This is a genomic window from Variovorax palleresanus, from assembly GCF_051144945.1.
In the GTDB taxonomy this organism is placed as follows: Bacteria; Pseudomonadota; Gammaproteobacteria; order Burkholderiales; family Burkholderiaceae_C; genus Variovorax; species Variovorax paradoxus_S.
In genome coordinates this window covers 2,155,673-2,170,296 of the sequence record NZ_JBJNVP010000002.1, presented here as the reverse complement: position 1 = coordinate 2,170,296, position 14,624 = coordinate 2,155,673, and the positions used below count along the sequence as shown (strand labels likewise).

Sequence of the window (14,624 nt, the reverse complement as noted above, 5' to 3'; positions counted from 1 at the left end):
TGCATGCCTTTGGGTTGTCATTGTTTCAATAGAGGAAACACGGTGTCTCTGTTCCACGTGTTTTGCGGGGCTCTTTCAGCTGGAAACTCGCCGCACAGGTGAGCGAACGAGCGAGCCTGGTGGACGAACCATCCAACCAACACAAGGAACTGAAAATGAAGACCTCGCACATCCTCGCTGCCGCCGCCCTGACCCTGCTGGCCGCCACTGGCGCCCAAGCTGAAAGCTACGATGGCGTGAACACCGCCGTCTCGACCAAGAGCCGTGACGAAGTGAACGCCGAAGCCGTGCGCACCGCAGCGGCTCCGAACCAGAACGTGACCCGCGGTTCGCGCGGCCCGGAAACGGTTGCCGTGTCGAAGGACCGTGCCATCGTGGAAGCCGAAGCGATTCGCACCGCCTACGCACCGGACCAGAACGTGACCGGCGGCTCGCGCGTCAACAGCAAGGTCATCTCGACGATGCCCCACCCGATGGACGCACGCGTTCAAGCCCAGCAAGGCTCGGGCGCCGTCGCCAAGTAAGCCGGCAAGGCAAGCGGGCCCTTCGGGGCTGCTTGAAGAAAGAAAAGCCACGCGAAAGCGTGGCTTTTTTTGTTGGGGCGGGTGGTCAGCGTGTTCGCGCGAGATAGCGCTTGCGCCAGAAAATCACGACCAGCAGCACCGCGATGGTCAACATTGCGCCCATCGCGATCCAGAAACCGTCCGCCTTGTGCACCAGCGGAATGAACTCGAAGTTCATGCCGAAGATGCCGGCAATGAGGTTGAGCGGCAGGAAGATGGCGGTCAGCACGGTGAGCACCCGCATGATGTCGTTGGCGCGGTGGCCCTGGACGCTGAAATGCATCTGCACCGCGGTTTCCGCGTTCTGCTCGAGCCGGCGCACGTGATGCACCACGCGCTCGATGTGCTCGAGCACGTCGCGGCTTCGCACCATGATCAGTTCCCGCTCGCGCTGCTCTGCCTCGCCTTTCGGCGACGGCAAGGTTTCGAGCAAATCGATCCAGTCCTGTATGGCGGCGCGCTGGTCCTCGCAGATTTCGTCCAGGTGGTGCAGCGACTGCCGGGTTTCCATCAGCGCGCCCCAGTTGGTGAAGCGGCTGCGCGGATCGATCAGCTCGGTCTGCCAATGGTCGAGCTGGCGGGTGAGCTCGCGGCGCATGTCCAGGTAACCGTCGACGATCTGGTTGATGACCCGAAGCATCAGGTCGGCAGTGCCGGTCGGCACCCGGGCCGAGGTGGCGCGCACGTCGAGCGCCGGGGCGCCCAGGCCGTCGGGCGACCCGGCCGCCAGCAGCCGGGCGGCAAAGGCGTCGCGCACCGCGCCGTCCTCGGGGTGCACCGAGAGCAGCACGCGGTCGAACACGGCGAAACCCACCGGGCGGGTGTCGACCCGGCGCAGCACCGGCGGGCCGCGGCGCCCGGCAAGGGGCGGCTCGCCGCTGACCGTCCCCTTGCCGTTGCCCGGCGCCGTCTGGCCTGGGCCGCTCGAGAGGCGCCGGAACACCAGCACGTCGTATTTCGAGGTGTAGTCGAAGTGCGAAGGCAACTGGTCGTTGAGCAGGTCGGCCACATGCAGGTCGACCAGTTGGGTGAGGCAGAGCGACTGCAGGATCTGCTGAACTTCCGGCAGCGAGGCGCGAAACTCCTCCCGCGTCAGCGAAATCCAGAGATAGCCTTGCGCGCCGCAGGCGCCCGGCACCGTGAGCGGCGCCAGCGCCTGGTGCTCGCTCACCTGCGAGCGGTTGATTTCAATGATGCGCATGGACCGCCTTGTTGCTCTCTTTCATTGCCGTTCGGGCCCGCCTCCGCGGATCCAGAAGGTGGTGAGCTATTGTTTTTGTAGCAAACGTGCAGCGTCAAGTGCGAAGTAGGTGAGCACGCCGTCGGCGCCGGCGCGCTTGAAAGCGAGCAGGCTTTCGAGCACCACCGCGTCGTGGTCGAGCCAGCCGTTCTGCGCAGCGGCCTTGAGCATCGCGTATTCGCCGCTCACCTGATAGGCGAAGGTGGGCACGTGGAATTCGTCTTTCACGCGGCGCACGATGTCCAGGTAGGGCATGCCGGGCTTCACCATCACCATGTCGGCGCCCTCGGCGATGTCGAGGCCGACTTCGCGCAGCGCCTCGTCGCTGTTGCCCGGGTCCATCTGGTAGACCTTCTTGTTGCTCTTGCCGAGCGTCGCGGCCGAGCCCACGGCATCGCGGAACGGGCCGTAGAAAGCGCTGGCGTACTTGGCGCTGTAAGCCATGATGCGGGTGTGAACGTCGCCGCGGGCTTCCAGCGCGCTGCGGATGGCGCCGATGCGGCCGTCCATCATGTCGCTGGGCGCCACGATGTCCACGCCGGCTTGCGATTGCGCGAGCGCCTGCTTCACCAGGACTTCGACGGTGGCGTCGTTCAGGATGTAGCCGGTCTCATCGAGCAGGCCGTCCTGCCCATGGCTGGTGTAGGGGTCGAGCGCCACGTCGGTCATCACGCCGAGCTCCGGAAAGCGCGACTTGAGCGCCGCGACCACCCGGGGAATCAACCCGTCGGGGTTGAAGGCTTCGTCGCCCGACGGTGTCTTGAGGCTGGCGTCGATGACCGGAAAAAGCGCCATCACCGGAATGCCGGCTTCCACGCACTGCTCCGCCAGCGGCAGCAGCAGGTCGAGGCTCAGGCGGTCCACGCCGGGCATCGAAGACACGGCATCGCGCTTTTTCTCGCCTTCCTGCACGAACACGGGGTAGATCAAATCGTGCGCCGTCAGCGCATGCTCCCTGACCAGGTTGCGGGTGAAGGCATCGCGGCGCAGGCGGCGCGGCCGGCCGGCGGGGTACATGGCAAAGGAGGAGAAGGAGGAGGGCGTCATAAGCGGAAAATTGTGCCTGAAGCGCCAATCCACGTATGAGCCGTCCTGCGAGAAGGCGCTCTGATCACCCCTCGAATCGGTAGCCCGAAGGTTCTCTTTTTTTGCGTGGAAATGTCAAAGAAAGTGGCCGTTTCGCTTGAAACCTTGTTTCGTCTTTGTTAAATTCTAAAGCGGGCGGCTTGCCGCTCCCCGCTTTTCCTCCCTGAGCGGGTGCCTTGATGTGTGACAGCAAAAGGGCTTCCCAGCCCGACGTGCAGACGTCGGGCTTTTTTTTGCCCGCTGCGCCCGTTCCGGCGGGCAAAGGCCGGAAGGGCGCAGCCGACCACTAAACTGCCGGCATGCTCTGGGTCAAATCTTTTCACATCGTCTTCATTGCGAGCTGGTTCGCGGGGTTGTTCTATCTGCCGCGGATATTCGTCAATCTGGCGATGGTGCCGCCGGAGTCCGTTGCCGAACGTGAGCGCTTGCTGCTGATGGCGCGCAAGCTGTTGCGGTTTACGACTTTCCTGGCCATTCCGGCCTTGGGTTTCGGTCTTTGGCTCTGGCTGGGCTACGGCATCGGACGCGGACCGGGCAACGGCTGGATGCATGCCAAGCTGGCGCTGGTCCTGGCCGCCGTCGGTTATCACCATGGCTGCGGCGTGCTGCTGCGCCGCTTCGTGGCCGGAGGCCAGCAGCGCAGCCATCGCTGGTACCGCTGGTTCAACGAACTGCCCGTCCTGCTGCTGCTTTGCATCGTGGTGCTGGTGGTCGTCAAGCCGTTCTGAGCCGCCAAGGTGGAGACGCAGCACAAGACCGCCGCGCTGCCCCTTGCGCTCGCCTATGCGGCGTTGATCGTCTATGCCAGCCTTTATCCGTTTGCCGACTGGCGCGACCAGGGCATTGCACCCTGGGCCTATTTGTCGGCGTCGTGGCCCAAGTACTGGACGGGCTTCGATTTCGCGGTCAATGTCGGCGGCTACGTGCCCTTCGGCTTTCTTTGCGCGCTGGCCGTGCTGCGCACGCGACGCGACGCGAGCGTCTGGCGCGCCATGCTGCGCGCCACGGTGGCCGGCGCAGCGGTGGCCTTTGCGATGGAGACGCTGCAGAGCTATTTGCCGGCGCGCATTCCTTCCAATGTCGACCTGGGGCTGAACACCTCCGGCGCCCTTCTGGGGGCCATGCTGGCGGTGGGCCTGGAGCGCCTTGGCGCGGTGGCGCACTGGAGCCGCACGCGCTCGCAATGGTTCGTCGAAGAGTCTCGCGGCGCGCTGGTGCTGCTGGCGCTGTGGCCCATCGCGCTTTTGTTTCCGGCGGCCGTGACCTTCGGGCTCGGCCAGGTGTTCGAGCGGCTCGAGGTCGCAATCTCGGAGTGGCTGCTCGACACGCCTTTCATCGACTGGATGCCGCTTCGACAGTTCGAGCTCGAGCCGCTGGTGCCCGCCGCCGAACTGCTGTGCGTGATGCTCGGGGCCCTGGTGCCTTGCCTGCTGGCCTTCCTGGTGACGCGCACGGTGGCCCGTCGTGCCGTGCTGCTGCCGCTCACGCTGCTGGCCGGCATTGGCGCCTCGGCGCTGTCGGCGGCCATGAGTTACGGGCCGGAACATGCATGGGCCTGGCTGGGCCTGCCGGTGCAGGTCGGCATTGCGAGCGCCTTGTTCGCAGGCATGCTGCTGCTGGGAGCTCCGCGCCGGCTGTGCGCGGCCTTGCTGCTGGTGGGCCTGGTGATCCAGCTGAGCCTTTTGAACCAGGCGCCCGAGAGCGCGTATTTCGCCCAGACCCTGGCCACCTGGGAGCAGGGGCGCTTCATCCGCTTTCACGGCCTGGCGCAGTGGCTGGGTTGGGTGTGGCCGTTTGCGGTACTGGCCTATGTGGTGGCCGCCCTGTCGCGCCGCGGCCGCCAAGCCGGTTGAGAGGGTGATCGATGGCGCATGGCGGGCGTCACTAAAATCGATGGATGCCCAGTTCCACTCCCGCCGCGCCGCACGGCTACTACGGCCGCCACATCTTCTTCTGCCTCAACGAGCGCAAGAACGGTGAAGACTGCTGCGCCCTGCACAACGCCCAGCAAGGCTTCGACCGCTGCAAGGCAAAGGTAAAGGAAGCGGGGTTGGCCGGCCCGGGCAAAGTCAGGGTCAACAAGGCCGGCTGTCTCGATCGGTGCGCCGGCGGGCCCGTGGCGGTGGTCTACCCCGAGGCGGTCTGGTACACCTTCGTCGATGCCGAAGACATCGACGAAATCGTCGAGTCGCATCTGAAGAACGGCAAGGTCGTCGAGCGCCTCGTGCTGCCTCCCGATGTCGGCCGCTGAACTTTTCCGGAAGTCCCGCGCTCGTACCGTCCACCCAGCCCGCCGCCGCCGGGCCGTTCCATTCCCAGCCCCATGAACTCCCAGACCGAAAAGATCCGCCTCCAGGGCGCCGCCGGCGTCATCGAGGTGCAGCGCGACCAGCCGTCCGCGGCCGACGGCGCGCGCGGCATCGCGGTCATCGCCCATCCGCATCCGTTGTTCGGCGGCACCATGGACAACAAGGTGGTGCAGACCCTGGCGCGTGCATTCGTCGCCTGCGGCTGGACCGCGGTGCGCTTCAACTTTAGAGGCGTGGGCGCGAGCGAGGGCGTGCACGACGAAGGCCGCGGTGAGCGCGAAGACATGCTGAACGTCGTCGAACGGCTCGCCCCCGAGGGCCCGCTGGCCATCGCCGGGTTTTCGTTCGGCGCCTTCGTGGCGAGCTGCGCGGCCGAAAAGCTCTGGGCGTCTCGTGACATTCGGCAGCTCGTGCTCGTTGGAACGGCGGCCTCGCGCTTTTCCGTGGCCACGCTGCCGGCCGAAGCACATGAGCGCACGCTGGTGGTCCACGGCGAAGCCGACGACACGGTGCCGCTGTCGGCTGTCATGGACTGGGCGCGGCCGCAGTCACTTCCTGTCACGGTTGTCCCCGGGGGCGGCCATTTCTTTCACGGACAATTGCCGCTGCTCAAAAGTCTGGTCGTCCGCCATCTGCGCGCGGGCATCGCATGAAAGCCCTGCGGGCTTGTTTTCGTTTTCTCCCAATCTCTCCCATGAATCGTTTTCTTGCCGCGTTTCGCGCCCTGGTGCTGGGCGCCGCCGCTTCGGTCTGCATGATTGCCGCTGCCCAGGTGCCGGCACCGCCGGAAATTGCCGCGCGCAGCTACCTGCTGCTCGACATCACGGCCAACCAGATCCTCGCCCAGAAGGACATCGACAGCCCGGTCGAGCCGGCCTCACTCACCAAGCTGATGTCGGCCTACATCGTGTTCGACGCGCTGCGCGCCAAGAAGATCACGCTGACCCAGACCTTGCCCGTCAGCCAGCGCGCCTGGAAGATGCCCGGTTCGCGCATGTTCATCGACCCGAAGATGCAGGTGCCGGTCGAAGACCTGATCAAGGGGCTCATCGTCCAGTCGGGCAACGACGCCACGGTGGCGCTGGCCGAAGGCGTGGGCGGCACGGTGGAGCATTTTGTCGAACTCATGAATGCGCAGGCCAAGGCGCTGGGCATGAAGAACACTGCCTACAAGAACCCCGAGGGCCTCACGGCGCCCGGCCACACCACCACGGCGCGCGACCTGAGCATTCTTGCGACGCGCCTGGTGCGAGACTTCCCCGAAGAAGCCAAGTACTACGCCATCAAGAAGTACCGCTACCCCGGCACGCCCTCGACCAACGACACCAACCGCAACCTGCTGCTGTTTCGCGACCCGACCGTCGACGGCCTCAAGACCGGCCATACCGAGGCGGCCGGCTATTGCATGATCGCCACCGCCAAGCGCGACTTCCCCAACCTGACCGGCGGCCGCCGCCTGCTGTCGATCGTGCTGGGCACCTCGGGTGAAACCGTGCGCGCCAACGAGTCGCAAAAGCTGCTGAACTGGGGCTACACCGCCTACGACGCCGTCCGCCTGTTCGACGCCGGCCAGCCGGCCGCCACGCCGGCGGTCTGGAAGGGCAAGGCCAACACGCTCAAGCTGGGCCGTCCGGAAGCGATCGTGGTGGCGGTACCGGCGGGTACCGCCAACAAGATCAAGACCCAGGTGGCGCGCCCCGATCCGCTGGTGGCGCCGTTCACCAAGTACCAGCCCGTGGGCTCGCTCAAGGTGACCCTGGACGACCAGCCTTTGGCCGATGTGCCGCTGGTGGCGCTGGAAGGCGTCGAGCAGGCGGGTATTTTTGGCCGCGCCTGGGATGCCGTCCGGCTCTGGATCAAGTGATGCCAGCGCATAGCAATTGCTGACGGCGGGGTGGACTGCTATACTCGTGGGCTTTTCGGAATTTTCCGAAGGGTTTCACGTTTTCGTTATTCCCGGCTTCCTTGAGTCACGACAAGGGCGGTTCACAGCCAAAGCCGGGTTGTTTTGGGACTAATTCATTCATGCCAACCATCAATCAACTGGTGCGTCAGGGTCGAACGGTCGAAAAGATCAATTCGAAGAGCCCTGCCATGCAGAACTCGCCGCAACGCCGCGGTGTCTGCACCCGCGTCTACACCACGACGCCAAAGAAGCCCAACTCGGCGCTTCGTAAAGTTGCCAAGGTCCGTCTGACCAATGGCTTCGAAGTCATTTCCTACATCGGCGGCGAAGGCCACAACCTGCAGGAACACAGCGTCGTGCTGGTTCGCGGCGGTCGTGTCAAGGACTTGCCCGGTGTTCGCTACCACATCGTGCGCGGCTCGCTCGACCTGCAAGGCGTGAAAGACCGCAAGCAGTCGCGTTCCAAGTACGGCGCGAAGCGTCCCAAGAAGGCGTAAGCCTTCCTGTCGTAAAAAACAAACAAATGGTGTTCGGTTGCCTTGGCGGGCACATCGAACGGAGTGACCCAATGTCGGGTCGAGTAAGTGAGAGTCCGGAATGGCTCTCGCGGTGCCGGAAACGGTGCCAACTGAAGCAAAGAGGTTAGTAACATGCCACGTCGTCGCGAAGTCCCCAAACGTGAAATCCTGCCGGATCCCAAGTACGGCAATGTCGAGCTGTCCAAATTCATGAACGTGATCATGGAAGGCGGCAAGAAGGCTGTTGCCGAGCGCATCATTTACGGTGCCCTCGAATTCATCGAGAAGAAGAACCCGGACAAGGACCCCCTCGAGGCGTTCACCGTTGCCATCAACAACGTGAAGCCGATGGTCGAAGTGAAGTCGCGCCGCGTTGGCGGTGCGAACTATCAAGTGCCGGTCGAAGTCCGTCCCGTCCGTCGCCTCGCCCTGTCGATGCGCTGGATCAAGGAAGCTGCCCGCAAGCGCGGCGAAAAGTCGATGGCCTTGCGTTTGGCCAACGAACTGATGGAAGCCACGGAAGGCCGTGGCGGCGCCATGAAGAAGCGCGACGAAGTGCACCGCATGGCAGAAGCCAACCGGGCGTTCAGCCACTTCCGCTTCTAAGAATCAAACTTCGCTTGGGCGTTGGGCGTTGAGTGTCGGGCGATGTCGCCCGGGCTCAGGGCCCAGCGCTCAACGCATTTAACCCGAAAGTAAATCATGTCCCGCAAGACCCCCATCGAGCGCTACCGCAACATCGGCATCTCCGCGCACATCGACGCCGGCAAGACCACGACGACCGAGCGCATCCTGTTCTACACCGGTGTGAACCACAAGATCGGTGAAGTGCACGATGGCGCCGCCACGATGGACTGGATGGAGCAAGAGCAAGAGCGCGGCATCACGATCACCTCGGCTGCCACCACCTGCTTCTGGAAGGGCATGGCGGGCACGTTCGACGAACACCGCATCAACATCATCGACACCCCCGGCCACGTGGACTTCACCATTGAAGTCGAGCGCTCGATGCGCGTGCTGGACGGCGCTGTCATGGTGTACGACGCGGTCGGCGGCGTGCAGCCCCAGTCCGAAACCGTCTGGCGCCAAGCCAACAAGTACAAGGTTCCGCGCCTCGCGTTCGTCAACAAGATGGACCGCACCGGCGCCGACTTCCTGCGCGTGCGCCAGATGATGGTGGACCGCCTGAAGGCCAACCCCGTCGTGATCCAGATCCCGATCGGCGCCGAAGAGCGCTTCCAGGGCATCGTCGACCTGGTCAAGATGAAGTCGATCATCTGGGACGAAGAAAAGGGCGTGACCTTCAAGTACGGCGAAATCCCGGCCGACCTGGCCGAGGTGTGCGCCGAGTACCGCGAAAAGCTCGTCGAAGCCGCTGCCGAAGCGAGCGAAGAGCTCATGAACAAGTACCTCGAAGGCAATGAGCTGACCGAAGCCGAAATCAAGGCTGCGATCCGCCAACGCACCATCGCTGGCGAAATCCAGCCGATGCTGTGCGGCTCGGCCTTCAAGAACAAGGGCGTGCAAGCCATGCTCGACGCCGTCGTCGAATACATGCCCGCACCGACGGACATCCCGCCGGTCAAGGGCATGGACGAAGACGAAGTGCCGACGACCCGCAAGGCCGACGACGACGAGAAGTTCTCCGCGCTCGCTTTCAAGCTCATGACCGACCCGTTCGTCGGCCAGCTGACTTTCGTTCGCGTCTATTCCGGCGTGCTGACCAAGGGCGACAGCGTCTACAACCCGGTGCGTGGCAAGAAAGAGCGTATCGGCCGGATCGTGCAGATGCACGCCAACAACCGCGTCGAAGTGAGCGAAATCCGCGCCGGCGACATCGCCGCCTGTATTGGCCTGAAGGAAGTGACCACGGGCGAAACCCTGTGCGATCCCGCCGCCATCCTGACGCTCGAGCGCATGGTGTTCCCGGAATCGGTGATCTCCCAGGCCGTCGAGCCCAAGACCAAGGTCGACCAGGAAAAGATGGGCATCGCCCTGCAACGCCTGGCACAGGAAGACCCGTCGTTCCGCGTCAAGACCGACGAAGAATCGGGCCAGACCATCATCGCCGGCATGGGCGAGCTTCACCTCGAAATCATCGTGGACCGCATGAAGCGCGAGTTCGGCGTGGAAGCCAACGTGGGCAAGCCGCAAGTGGCCTACCGCGAAACGATCCGCAAGACGGTCGAAGATGCCGAAGGCAAGTTCGTTCGCCAGTCGGGCGGCAAGGGCCAGTACGGCCACGTCATCCTGAAGCTCGAGCCGCAGGAAGCGGGCAAGGGCTTCGAGTTCGTCGACGCCATCAAGGGCGGTGTGGTTCCTCGCGAATACATCCCCGCAGTGGAAAAGGGCGTTGTGGAAGCGCTGACCCAGGGCGTGCTGGCGGGCTACCCCGTCGTCGACGTCAAGGTCACGCTGCACTTCGGCTCGTACCACGACGTGGACTCGAACGAAATGGCGTTCAAGATGGCCGCCATCTTCGGTTTCAAGGAAGGCGCCCGCAAGGCCAGCCCCGTGATTCTCGAGCCGATGATGGCCGTGGAAGTCGAAACGCCTGAAGACTACGCCGGCAACGTGATGGGCGACCTGTCCTCACGCCGCGGCATGGTGCAGGGCATGGAAGACATGATCGGTGGCGGCAAGGCCATCAAGGCCGAAGTGCCGCTGTCGGAAATGTTCGGCTACTCGACCACGCTGCGTTCGATGTCGCAAGGCCGTGCCACGTACACGATGGAGTTCAAGCACTACGCTGAAGCTCCGCGCAACGTTGCCGAAGCCATCGTGGCAGCTCGCGCTAAGTAATGTCTTTGCGGGACAGACCAGGATTTGCGCAGCAAATTTGCTCTGTCCCCAACTGACTAAAAAGAATGTGGGGTCGCGCAGTGCGCGGCTCTCGTTGTCTGCGATCCGGTGCCGCCGCGTTCCCGTGCGAGGCGAACCAGCAATCGGGTGCAGACATAAAACCAATACACGGGAATGCTCTTTCAAGGATTGAAAAATGGCAAAAGGTAAATTCACCCGCACCAAGCCGCACGTGAACGTGGGCACGATCGGTCACGTCGACCACGGCAAGACCACGCTGACGGCGGCCATCGCCACGGTGCTGTCGGCCAAGTTCGGCGGCGAAGCCAAGGCCTACGACCAGATCGACGCGGCGCCCGAAGAAAAGGCCCGCGGCATCACCATCAACACCGCCCACGTCGAGTACGAAACGGCCAACCGCCACTACGCTCACGTCGACTGCCCCGGCCACGCCGACTACGTCAAGAACATGATCACCGGCGCGGCCCAGATGGACGGCGCCATTCTCGTGTGCTCGGCCGCCGACGGCCCCATGCCCCAGACCCGCGAGCACATCCTGCTGGCCCGTCAGGTCGGTGTGGGCTACATCATCGTGTTCCTGAACAAGTGCGACATGGTCGACGACGCCGAACTGCTCGAACTCGTTGAAATGGAAGTGCGCGAGCTGCTGGACAAGTACGAATTCCCGGGCGACGACACCCCCATCATCCACGGCTCGGCCAAGCTCGCCCTGGAAGGCGACAAGGGCAAGCTGGGTGAAGAAGCCATCATGAAGCTGGCCGAAGCCCTCGATACCTACATCCCGACGCCCGAGCGCGCCGTGGACGGCACCTTCCTGATGCCCGTGGAAGACGTGTTCTCGATCTCCGGCCGCGGCACCGTCGTGACCGGCGCCGTCGAGCGCGGCGTGATCAAGGTCGGCGAGGAAATCGAGATCGTCGGCATCCGCCCGACCGTCAAGACCACCTGCACCGGCGTGGAAATGTTCCGCAAGCTGCTGGACCAAGGCCAGGCGGGCGACAACGTCGGCGTGCTGCTGCGCGGCACCAAGCGCGAAGAAGTCGAGCGCGGCCAAGTGCTGTGCAAGCCCGGCTCGATCAAGCCGCACACCCACTTCACCGCCGAGGTGTACGTGCTGTCCAAGGACGAAGGTGGCCGTCACACGCCGTTCTTCAACAACTACCGTCCGCAGTTCTACTTCCGCACGACGGACGTGACCGGCGCGATCGAGCTGCCCAAGGACAAGGAAATGGTCATGCCTGGCGACAACGTCAGCATCACCGTGAAGCTGATCAACCCGATCGCGATGGAAGAAGGCCTGCGCTTCGCCATCCGCGAAGGCGGCCGTACCGTGGGTTCGGGCGTCGTGGCCAAGATCCTCGACATCTAAGCCGGACGCAAAGGAATCATCATGGCTACCAAGCAAAAAATCCGCATCCGCCTGAAGGCGTTCGACTACAAGCTGATCGACCAGTCGGCAGCCGAAATCGTTGATACCGCCAAGCGCACCGGCGCGATCGTCAAGGGTCCCGTGCCCCTGCCGACCCGCATGAAACGTTTCGACATCCTGCGTTCGCCGCACGTCAACAAGACGTCGCGCGACCAGCTCGAGATCCGCACGCACCAGCGCCTGATGGACATCGTCGATCCGACCGACAAGACCGTGGACGCGCTGATGAAGCTCGACCTGCCGGCCGGCGTGGACGTCGAAATCAAGCTGCAATAAGCACCGCGGCCTCGCGCCGCGTTCTTGATGAAGCCCGACTGCAGAAATGCAGGCGGGCTTTGTTTTTTTGTAGCGCCGATGTGGCATCCTCGCCGGGGCGGCGGCCTCTCCATCCATGGGAAGGCACGGGTCAGTGGAAAGGCAAGAGGCAGCACAGCATGAGACAAGGTATCTCTTTTGCGTCGGGGGTGATGGCGTGCATCACGGCAGCAGCGCTGCTGGCCGGTTGCGGTGGTGGGGGCGGCGGAGGCGGCGGTGGTGGTCTGCCCTTCTTGCCGGTAGCGCCCGGCACGTCGAGCGCGGTGACGCTGAGCGGCACGGCCACCTATGAATCCGTTCCGAACCCGAATGGCACGCTGGTTTATGCCAGCGCCACGCCCAAGCCGGTGCGCGGTGCGCTGCTGGAAGTGCTCGATGCGGCAAGCTCCGTGCAACTGGCCGCGGCGACCACCGACGACAACGGTGCCTACTCGGTGTCCGTGCCCGCAAACACGGCGATCGCGGTGCGCGTCAACGCCCAACTGGCCCGTAGCGGTCCAGGTGCGAGCTGGGATGTCACCGTGCGCGACAACGTCCGGTCCGGCACGCTGTACAGCATGCAGAGCCCCGCTTTCTCATCGGGTGCGGTGGCAATGGTGCGCGACATCCATGCGCCCTCGGGTTGGGGTGGCTCAGGCTATACGGGCGATCGGGTGGCGGGACCTTTTGCCATCCTCGACACGGTCTACGCCGCCATGCAGAAGGTGGTGTCGGTCGCCCCGGCCACGGCGTTTCCGGTGCTGCGCGTGTACTGGAGCATCAACAATGCGCCTTCTCCCGGCAGCGTCGCGGCAGGGCAGATCGGCACCACATTCTTCGTCAACAGAAGCAGCGGCCGCGAAATCTATGTGCTCGGCAAGGAAGACGTGGATACCGACGAATACGACAATTCGGTGATCGCGCATGAATGGGGCCATTACTACCAATCGGCCTTCAGCCGCGACGACTCGATGGGCGGCTCCCATTCGCAGGGCCAGCGCCTCGATCGCCGGCTCGCCTTCTCCGAGGGCTGGGGCAACGCCTGGTCGGGCATCGCGCTCGAGCGCCGGAACTATGTCGACTCGGGCGGCCCCCAGCAGTCGGCGGCGCAGTTCAGCACCAACATCGACCTCGCTGCGGGCCCCCCGACCACGCCGGGCTGGTACCGCGAGCCTTCGATCCAGTCGATTTTCTGGAATCTCAACCAGCAGGTCGGTTTCAAGCCGATCCATGACACGCTGACCGGAAGTCAGTTCAGGAGCGGTACTGCCGTCACGTCGATTCATCCGTTCGCGGCGGCCTTCAATGCGACGGCGCCGACGAGCGCCGCATCGCTGGCAACCCTGCTCGCCGGGCAAGACATCCACGCGACGGGCAACGATCCCTATGGCGGCGCGGAGACGAACGATGGCGGAATCCCGATCACGCTGCCGATGTACAGGCTCGCGGCCGTAGGCGGCGCCCCGACCCAGGCCTGCGTTTCCAGTTCGGCCGGTACCGACAACAAGCTGGGCAGCTTCTCCTACCTTCGCTTCACCGCGCCCGCCAGCCGCAGCTACCAGATCGTGGTCAACGGAGGTCCGGCCGGCTCGAATCCCGATTTCGACCTCTTCAGGGGCGGGTTCATCGCTCGAGAAAGCAACGCAGTCAGCCTGTCGTCCGGCGAATACGTTCTTGCCGTGTCGGACCTCAACAATTCCGGAGCGCTGACATGCTTCAAAGTCTCCATCCAGTAGCAGGAAAGGCAAGAAAGGCCGCCATGAACATCCGTTCGAATTCGATGATGGCCATCGCGTGCCTGGCGCTGGCCACGTTGCCGGCGCCGGCCGCGGCGGACGGCGACCCTGCGGCGCGCAGCGCCAAGCCCAGGCATGCGGGGGCACAGCACCGCACCGCGCCCATGACCACCGCACCGCAAAAGCCCGGAAGTTCCGGCGTCAGGCTCCAATACCGCCTCGACGCCACGCCGCAGGTGGGCCGGGCGACGCCCGTCGTGCTGCAGTTCGATGACGTGACCGAGGCTGAAGGCGCCACGGTGCGCCTGAGTGCCGACCGCGGGCTGACGCTCCAGGGAAGCAGCACGCTGACGCTGCCGTCGGGCAAGCGAACCACGGCCACCGTCGTCGTGGTGAGCGAGGCCGAAGGCCTGGCCTACCTCAATGTGTTCATCACCCAGGGCGGGGCGTCGAGCGCGATTTCCGTCCCCATCCAGACCGGAACAGCAACGCCGGCCCAGAAAACCACGGGTGAGATGAAGCGCACGCCGGGCGGTGACGGCATCATCACGATGCCGGTCAAATAGGTAAAAAGCAGCACTTTTCGGGGCTGAACACGCCCCGGGATCGCTTTACAACGCTGCTTGCACTGCGCATGCATAGCGGGCTATAATCGCTGGCTCTGCCCTTGTTGCGTCTATGCGGACGCCATGGGAGTAGAGATTTATCAACCTTCTTTCG

Annotated in this window: 15 protein-coding genes; 13 read left to right on the top strand and 2 right to left on the bottom strand. The window is 64.1% G+C overall.

Annotated elements, in window-relative coordinates:
* Positions 1-155: 155 nt before the first annotated feature.
* On the top strand, positions 156-524 hold the full coding sequence (locus ACJ7Z0_RS14105; RefSeq protein ID WP_431126865.1) for a DUF4148 domain-containing protein: 369 nt from the start codon (positions 156-158) through the stop codon (positions 522-524).
* 85 nt (positions 525-609) lie between these two features.
* On the opposite strand, the gene ACJ7Z0_RS14100 is transcribed toward ACJ7Z0_RS14105, so the two are convergent.
* Both ACJ7Z0_RS14100 and hemB read right to left on the bottom strand, forming a co-directional pair.
* Positions 610-1,764: a magnesium transporter CorA family protein gene (locus ACJ7Z0_RS14100; RefSeq protein WP_434790329.1), complete on the bottom strand. Its 1,155-nt coding sequence runs from the start codon at positions 1,762-1,764 to the stop codon at positions 610-612.
* Positions 1,765-1,830: 66 nt separating this feature from the next.
* Positions 1,831-2,820, bottom strand: a complete 990-nt coding sequence (gene hemB, locus ACJ7Z0_RS14095; RefSeq protein ID WP_431132423.1) for a porphobilinogen synthase — start codon at positions 2,818-2,820, stop codon at positions 1,831-1,833.
* A 368-nt stretch (positions 2,821-3,188) separates the two neighbouring features.
* On the opposite strand from hemB, the gene ACJ7Z0_RS14090 reads away from it, so the two are divergent.
* From ACJ7Z0_RS14090 to ACJ7Z0_RS14035, 12 genes are all read left to right on the top strand, one after another.
* Positions 3,189-3,617: a CopD family protein gene (locus tag ACJ7Z0_RS14090; RefSeq protein WP_431126869.1), complete on the top strand. Its 429-nt coding sequence runs from the start codon at positions 3,189-3,191 to the stop codon at positions 3,615-3,617.
* Positions 3,618-3,626: 9 nt separating this feature from the next.
* Positions 3,627-4,742 carry a VanZ family protein gene (locus tag ACJ7Z0_RS14085; protein ID WP_431126871.1) on the top strand — a complete coding sequence of 372 codons (1,116 nt, stop codon included), beginning with the start codon at positions 3,627-3,629 and terminating at the stop codon, positions 4,740-4,742.
* Positions 4,743-4,786: 44 nt separating this feature from the next.
* The gene (locus ACJ7Z0_RS14080; RefSeq protein WP_431126872.1) at positions 4,787-5,140 is read left to right on the top strand and encodes a (2Fe-2S) ferredoxin domain-containing protein; all 354 of its coding nucleotides are present in this window, start codon (positions 4,787-4,789) and stop codon (positions 5,138-5,140) included.
* 72 nt (positions 5,141-5,212) lie between these two features.
* Complete coding sequence (locus tag ACJ7Z0_RS14075; RefSeq protein ID WP_434790328.1) at positions 5,213-5,851, top strand: alpha/beta hydrolase; 639 nt, start codon at positions 5,213-5,215, stop codon at positions 5,849-5,851.
* A gap of 41 nt (positions 5,852-5,892) precedes the next feature.
* Positions 5,893-7,062 (top strand): D-alanyl-D-alanine carboxypeptidase family protein, encoded by a 1,170-nt coding sequence (locus ACJ7Z0_RS14070; protein WP_434790327.1) that lies wholly within the window; start codon positions 5,893-5,895, stop codon positions 7,060-7,062.
* Positions 7,063-7,223: 161 nt separating this feature from the next.
* Entirely contained in the window at positions 7,224-7,601 is a 378-nt protein-coding gene (gene rpsL / locus ACJ7Z0_RS14065; protein WP_013543948.1) for a 30S ribosomal protein S12, read from the top strand.
* Between the two features lie 153 nt (positions 7,602-7,754).
* Positions 7,755-8,228, top strand: a complete 474-nt coding sequence (gene rpsG / locus ACJ7Z0_RS14060; protein ID WP_101491328.1) for a 30S ribosomal protein S7 — start codon at positions 7,755-7,757, stop codon at positions 8,226-8,228.
* Between the two features lie 96 nt (positions 8,229-8,324).
* A complete protein-coding gene (gene fusA, locus ACJ7Z0_RS14055; protein WP_093023825.1) occupies positions 8,325-10,424 on the top strand; it encodes an elongation factor G in 2,100 nt (699 codons plus the stop codon).
* A 196-nt stretch (positions 10,425-10,620) separates the two neighbouring features.
* Entirely contained in the window at positions 10,621-11,814 is a 1,194-nt protein-coding gene (gene tuf, locus ACJ7Z0_RS14050; RefSeq protein ID WP_012745744.1) for an elongation factor Tu, read from the top strand.
* Positions 11,815-11,835: 21 nt separating this feature from the next.
* On the top strand, positions 11,836-12,150 hold the full coding sequence (gene rpsJ / locus ACJ7Z0_RS14045) for a 30S ribosomal protein S10 (protein ID WP_007838118.1): 315 nt from the start codon (positions 11,836-11,838) through the stop codon (positions 12,148-12,150).
* A gap of 158 nt (positions 12,151-12,308) precedes the next feature.
* The gene (locus ACJ7Z0_RS14040; RefSeq protein WP_434790326.1) at positions 12,309-13,904 is read left to right on the top strand and encodes a hypothetical protein; all 1,596 of its coding nucleotides are present in this window, start codon (positions 12,309-12,311) and stop codon (positions 13,902-13,904) included.
* A 23-nt stretch (positions 13,905-13,927) separates the two neighbouring features.
* The gene (locus ACJ7Z0_RS14035; RefSeq protein ID WP_434790325.1) at positions 13,928-14,470 is read left to right on the top strand and encodes a hypothetical protein; all 543 of its coding nucleotides are present in this window, start codon (positions 13,928-13,930) and stop codon (positions 14,468-14,470) included.
* Positions 14,471-14,624: the final 154 nt, after the last annotated feature.

Excerpts from the sequence above, each read along its gene's own strand:
- ACJ7Z0_RS14090 (WP_431126869.1), top strand. The coding sequence starts at position 3,189 with ATGCTCTGGGTCAAATCTTTTCACATCGTCTTCATTGCGAGCTGGTTC.
- rpsJ (WP_007838118.1), top strand. The coding sequence starts at position 11,836 with ATGGCTACCAAGCAAAAAATCCGCATCCGCCTGAAGGCGTTCGACTAC.
- ACJ7Z0_RS14080 (WP_431126872.1), top strand. The coding sequence starts at position 4,787 with ATGCCCAGTTCCACTCCCGCCGCGCCGCACGGCTACTACGGCCGCCAC.
- hemB (WP_431132423.1), bottom strand. The coding sequence starts at position 2,820 with ATGTACCCCGCCGGCCGGCCGCGCCGCCTGCGCCGCGATGCCTTCACC.
- fusA (WP_093023825.1), top strand. The coding sequence starts at position 8,325 with ATGTCCCGCAAGACCCCCATCGAGCGCTACCGCAACATCGGCATCTCC.
- tuf (WP_012745744.1), top strand. The coding sequence starts at position 10,621 with ATGGCAAAAGGTAAATTCACCCGCACCAAGCCGCACGTGAACGTGGGC.
- ACJ7Z0_RS14100 (WP_434790329.1), bottom strand. The coding sequence starts at position 1,764 with ATGCGCATCATTGAAATCAACCGCTCGCAGGTGAGCGAGCACCAGGCG.
- ACJ7Z0_RS14075 (WP_434790328.1), top strand. The coding sequence starts at position 5,213 with ATGAACTCCCAGACCGAAAAGATCCGCCTCCAGGGCGCCGCCGGCGTC.
- ACJ7Z0_RS14035 (WP_434790325.1), top strand. The coding sequence starts at position 13,928 with ATGAACATCCGTTCGAATTCGATGATGGCCATCGCGTGCCTGGCGCTG.
- ACJ7Z0_RS14070 (WP_434790327.1), top strand. The coding sequence starts at position 5,893 with ATGAATCGTTTTCTTGCCGCGTTTCGCGCCCTGGTGCTGGGCGCCGCC.
- rpsG (WP_101491328.1), top strand. The coding sequence starts at position 7,755 with ATGCCACGTCGTCGCGAAGTCCCCAAACGTGAAATCCTGCCGGATCCC.
- ACJ7Z0_RS14105 (WP_431126865.1), top strand. The coding sequence starts at position 156 with ATGAAGACCTCGCACATCCTCGCTGCCGCCGCCCTGACCCTGCTGGCC.
- rpsL (WP_013543948.1), top strand. The coding sequence starts at position 7,224 with ATGCCAACCATCAATCAACTGGTGCGTCAGGGTCGAACGGTCGAAAAG.
- ACJ7Z0_RS14040 (WP_434790326.1), top strand. The coding sequence starts at position 12,309 with ATGAGACAAGGTATCTCTTTTGCGTCGGGGGTGATGGCGTGCATCACG.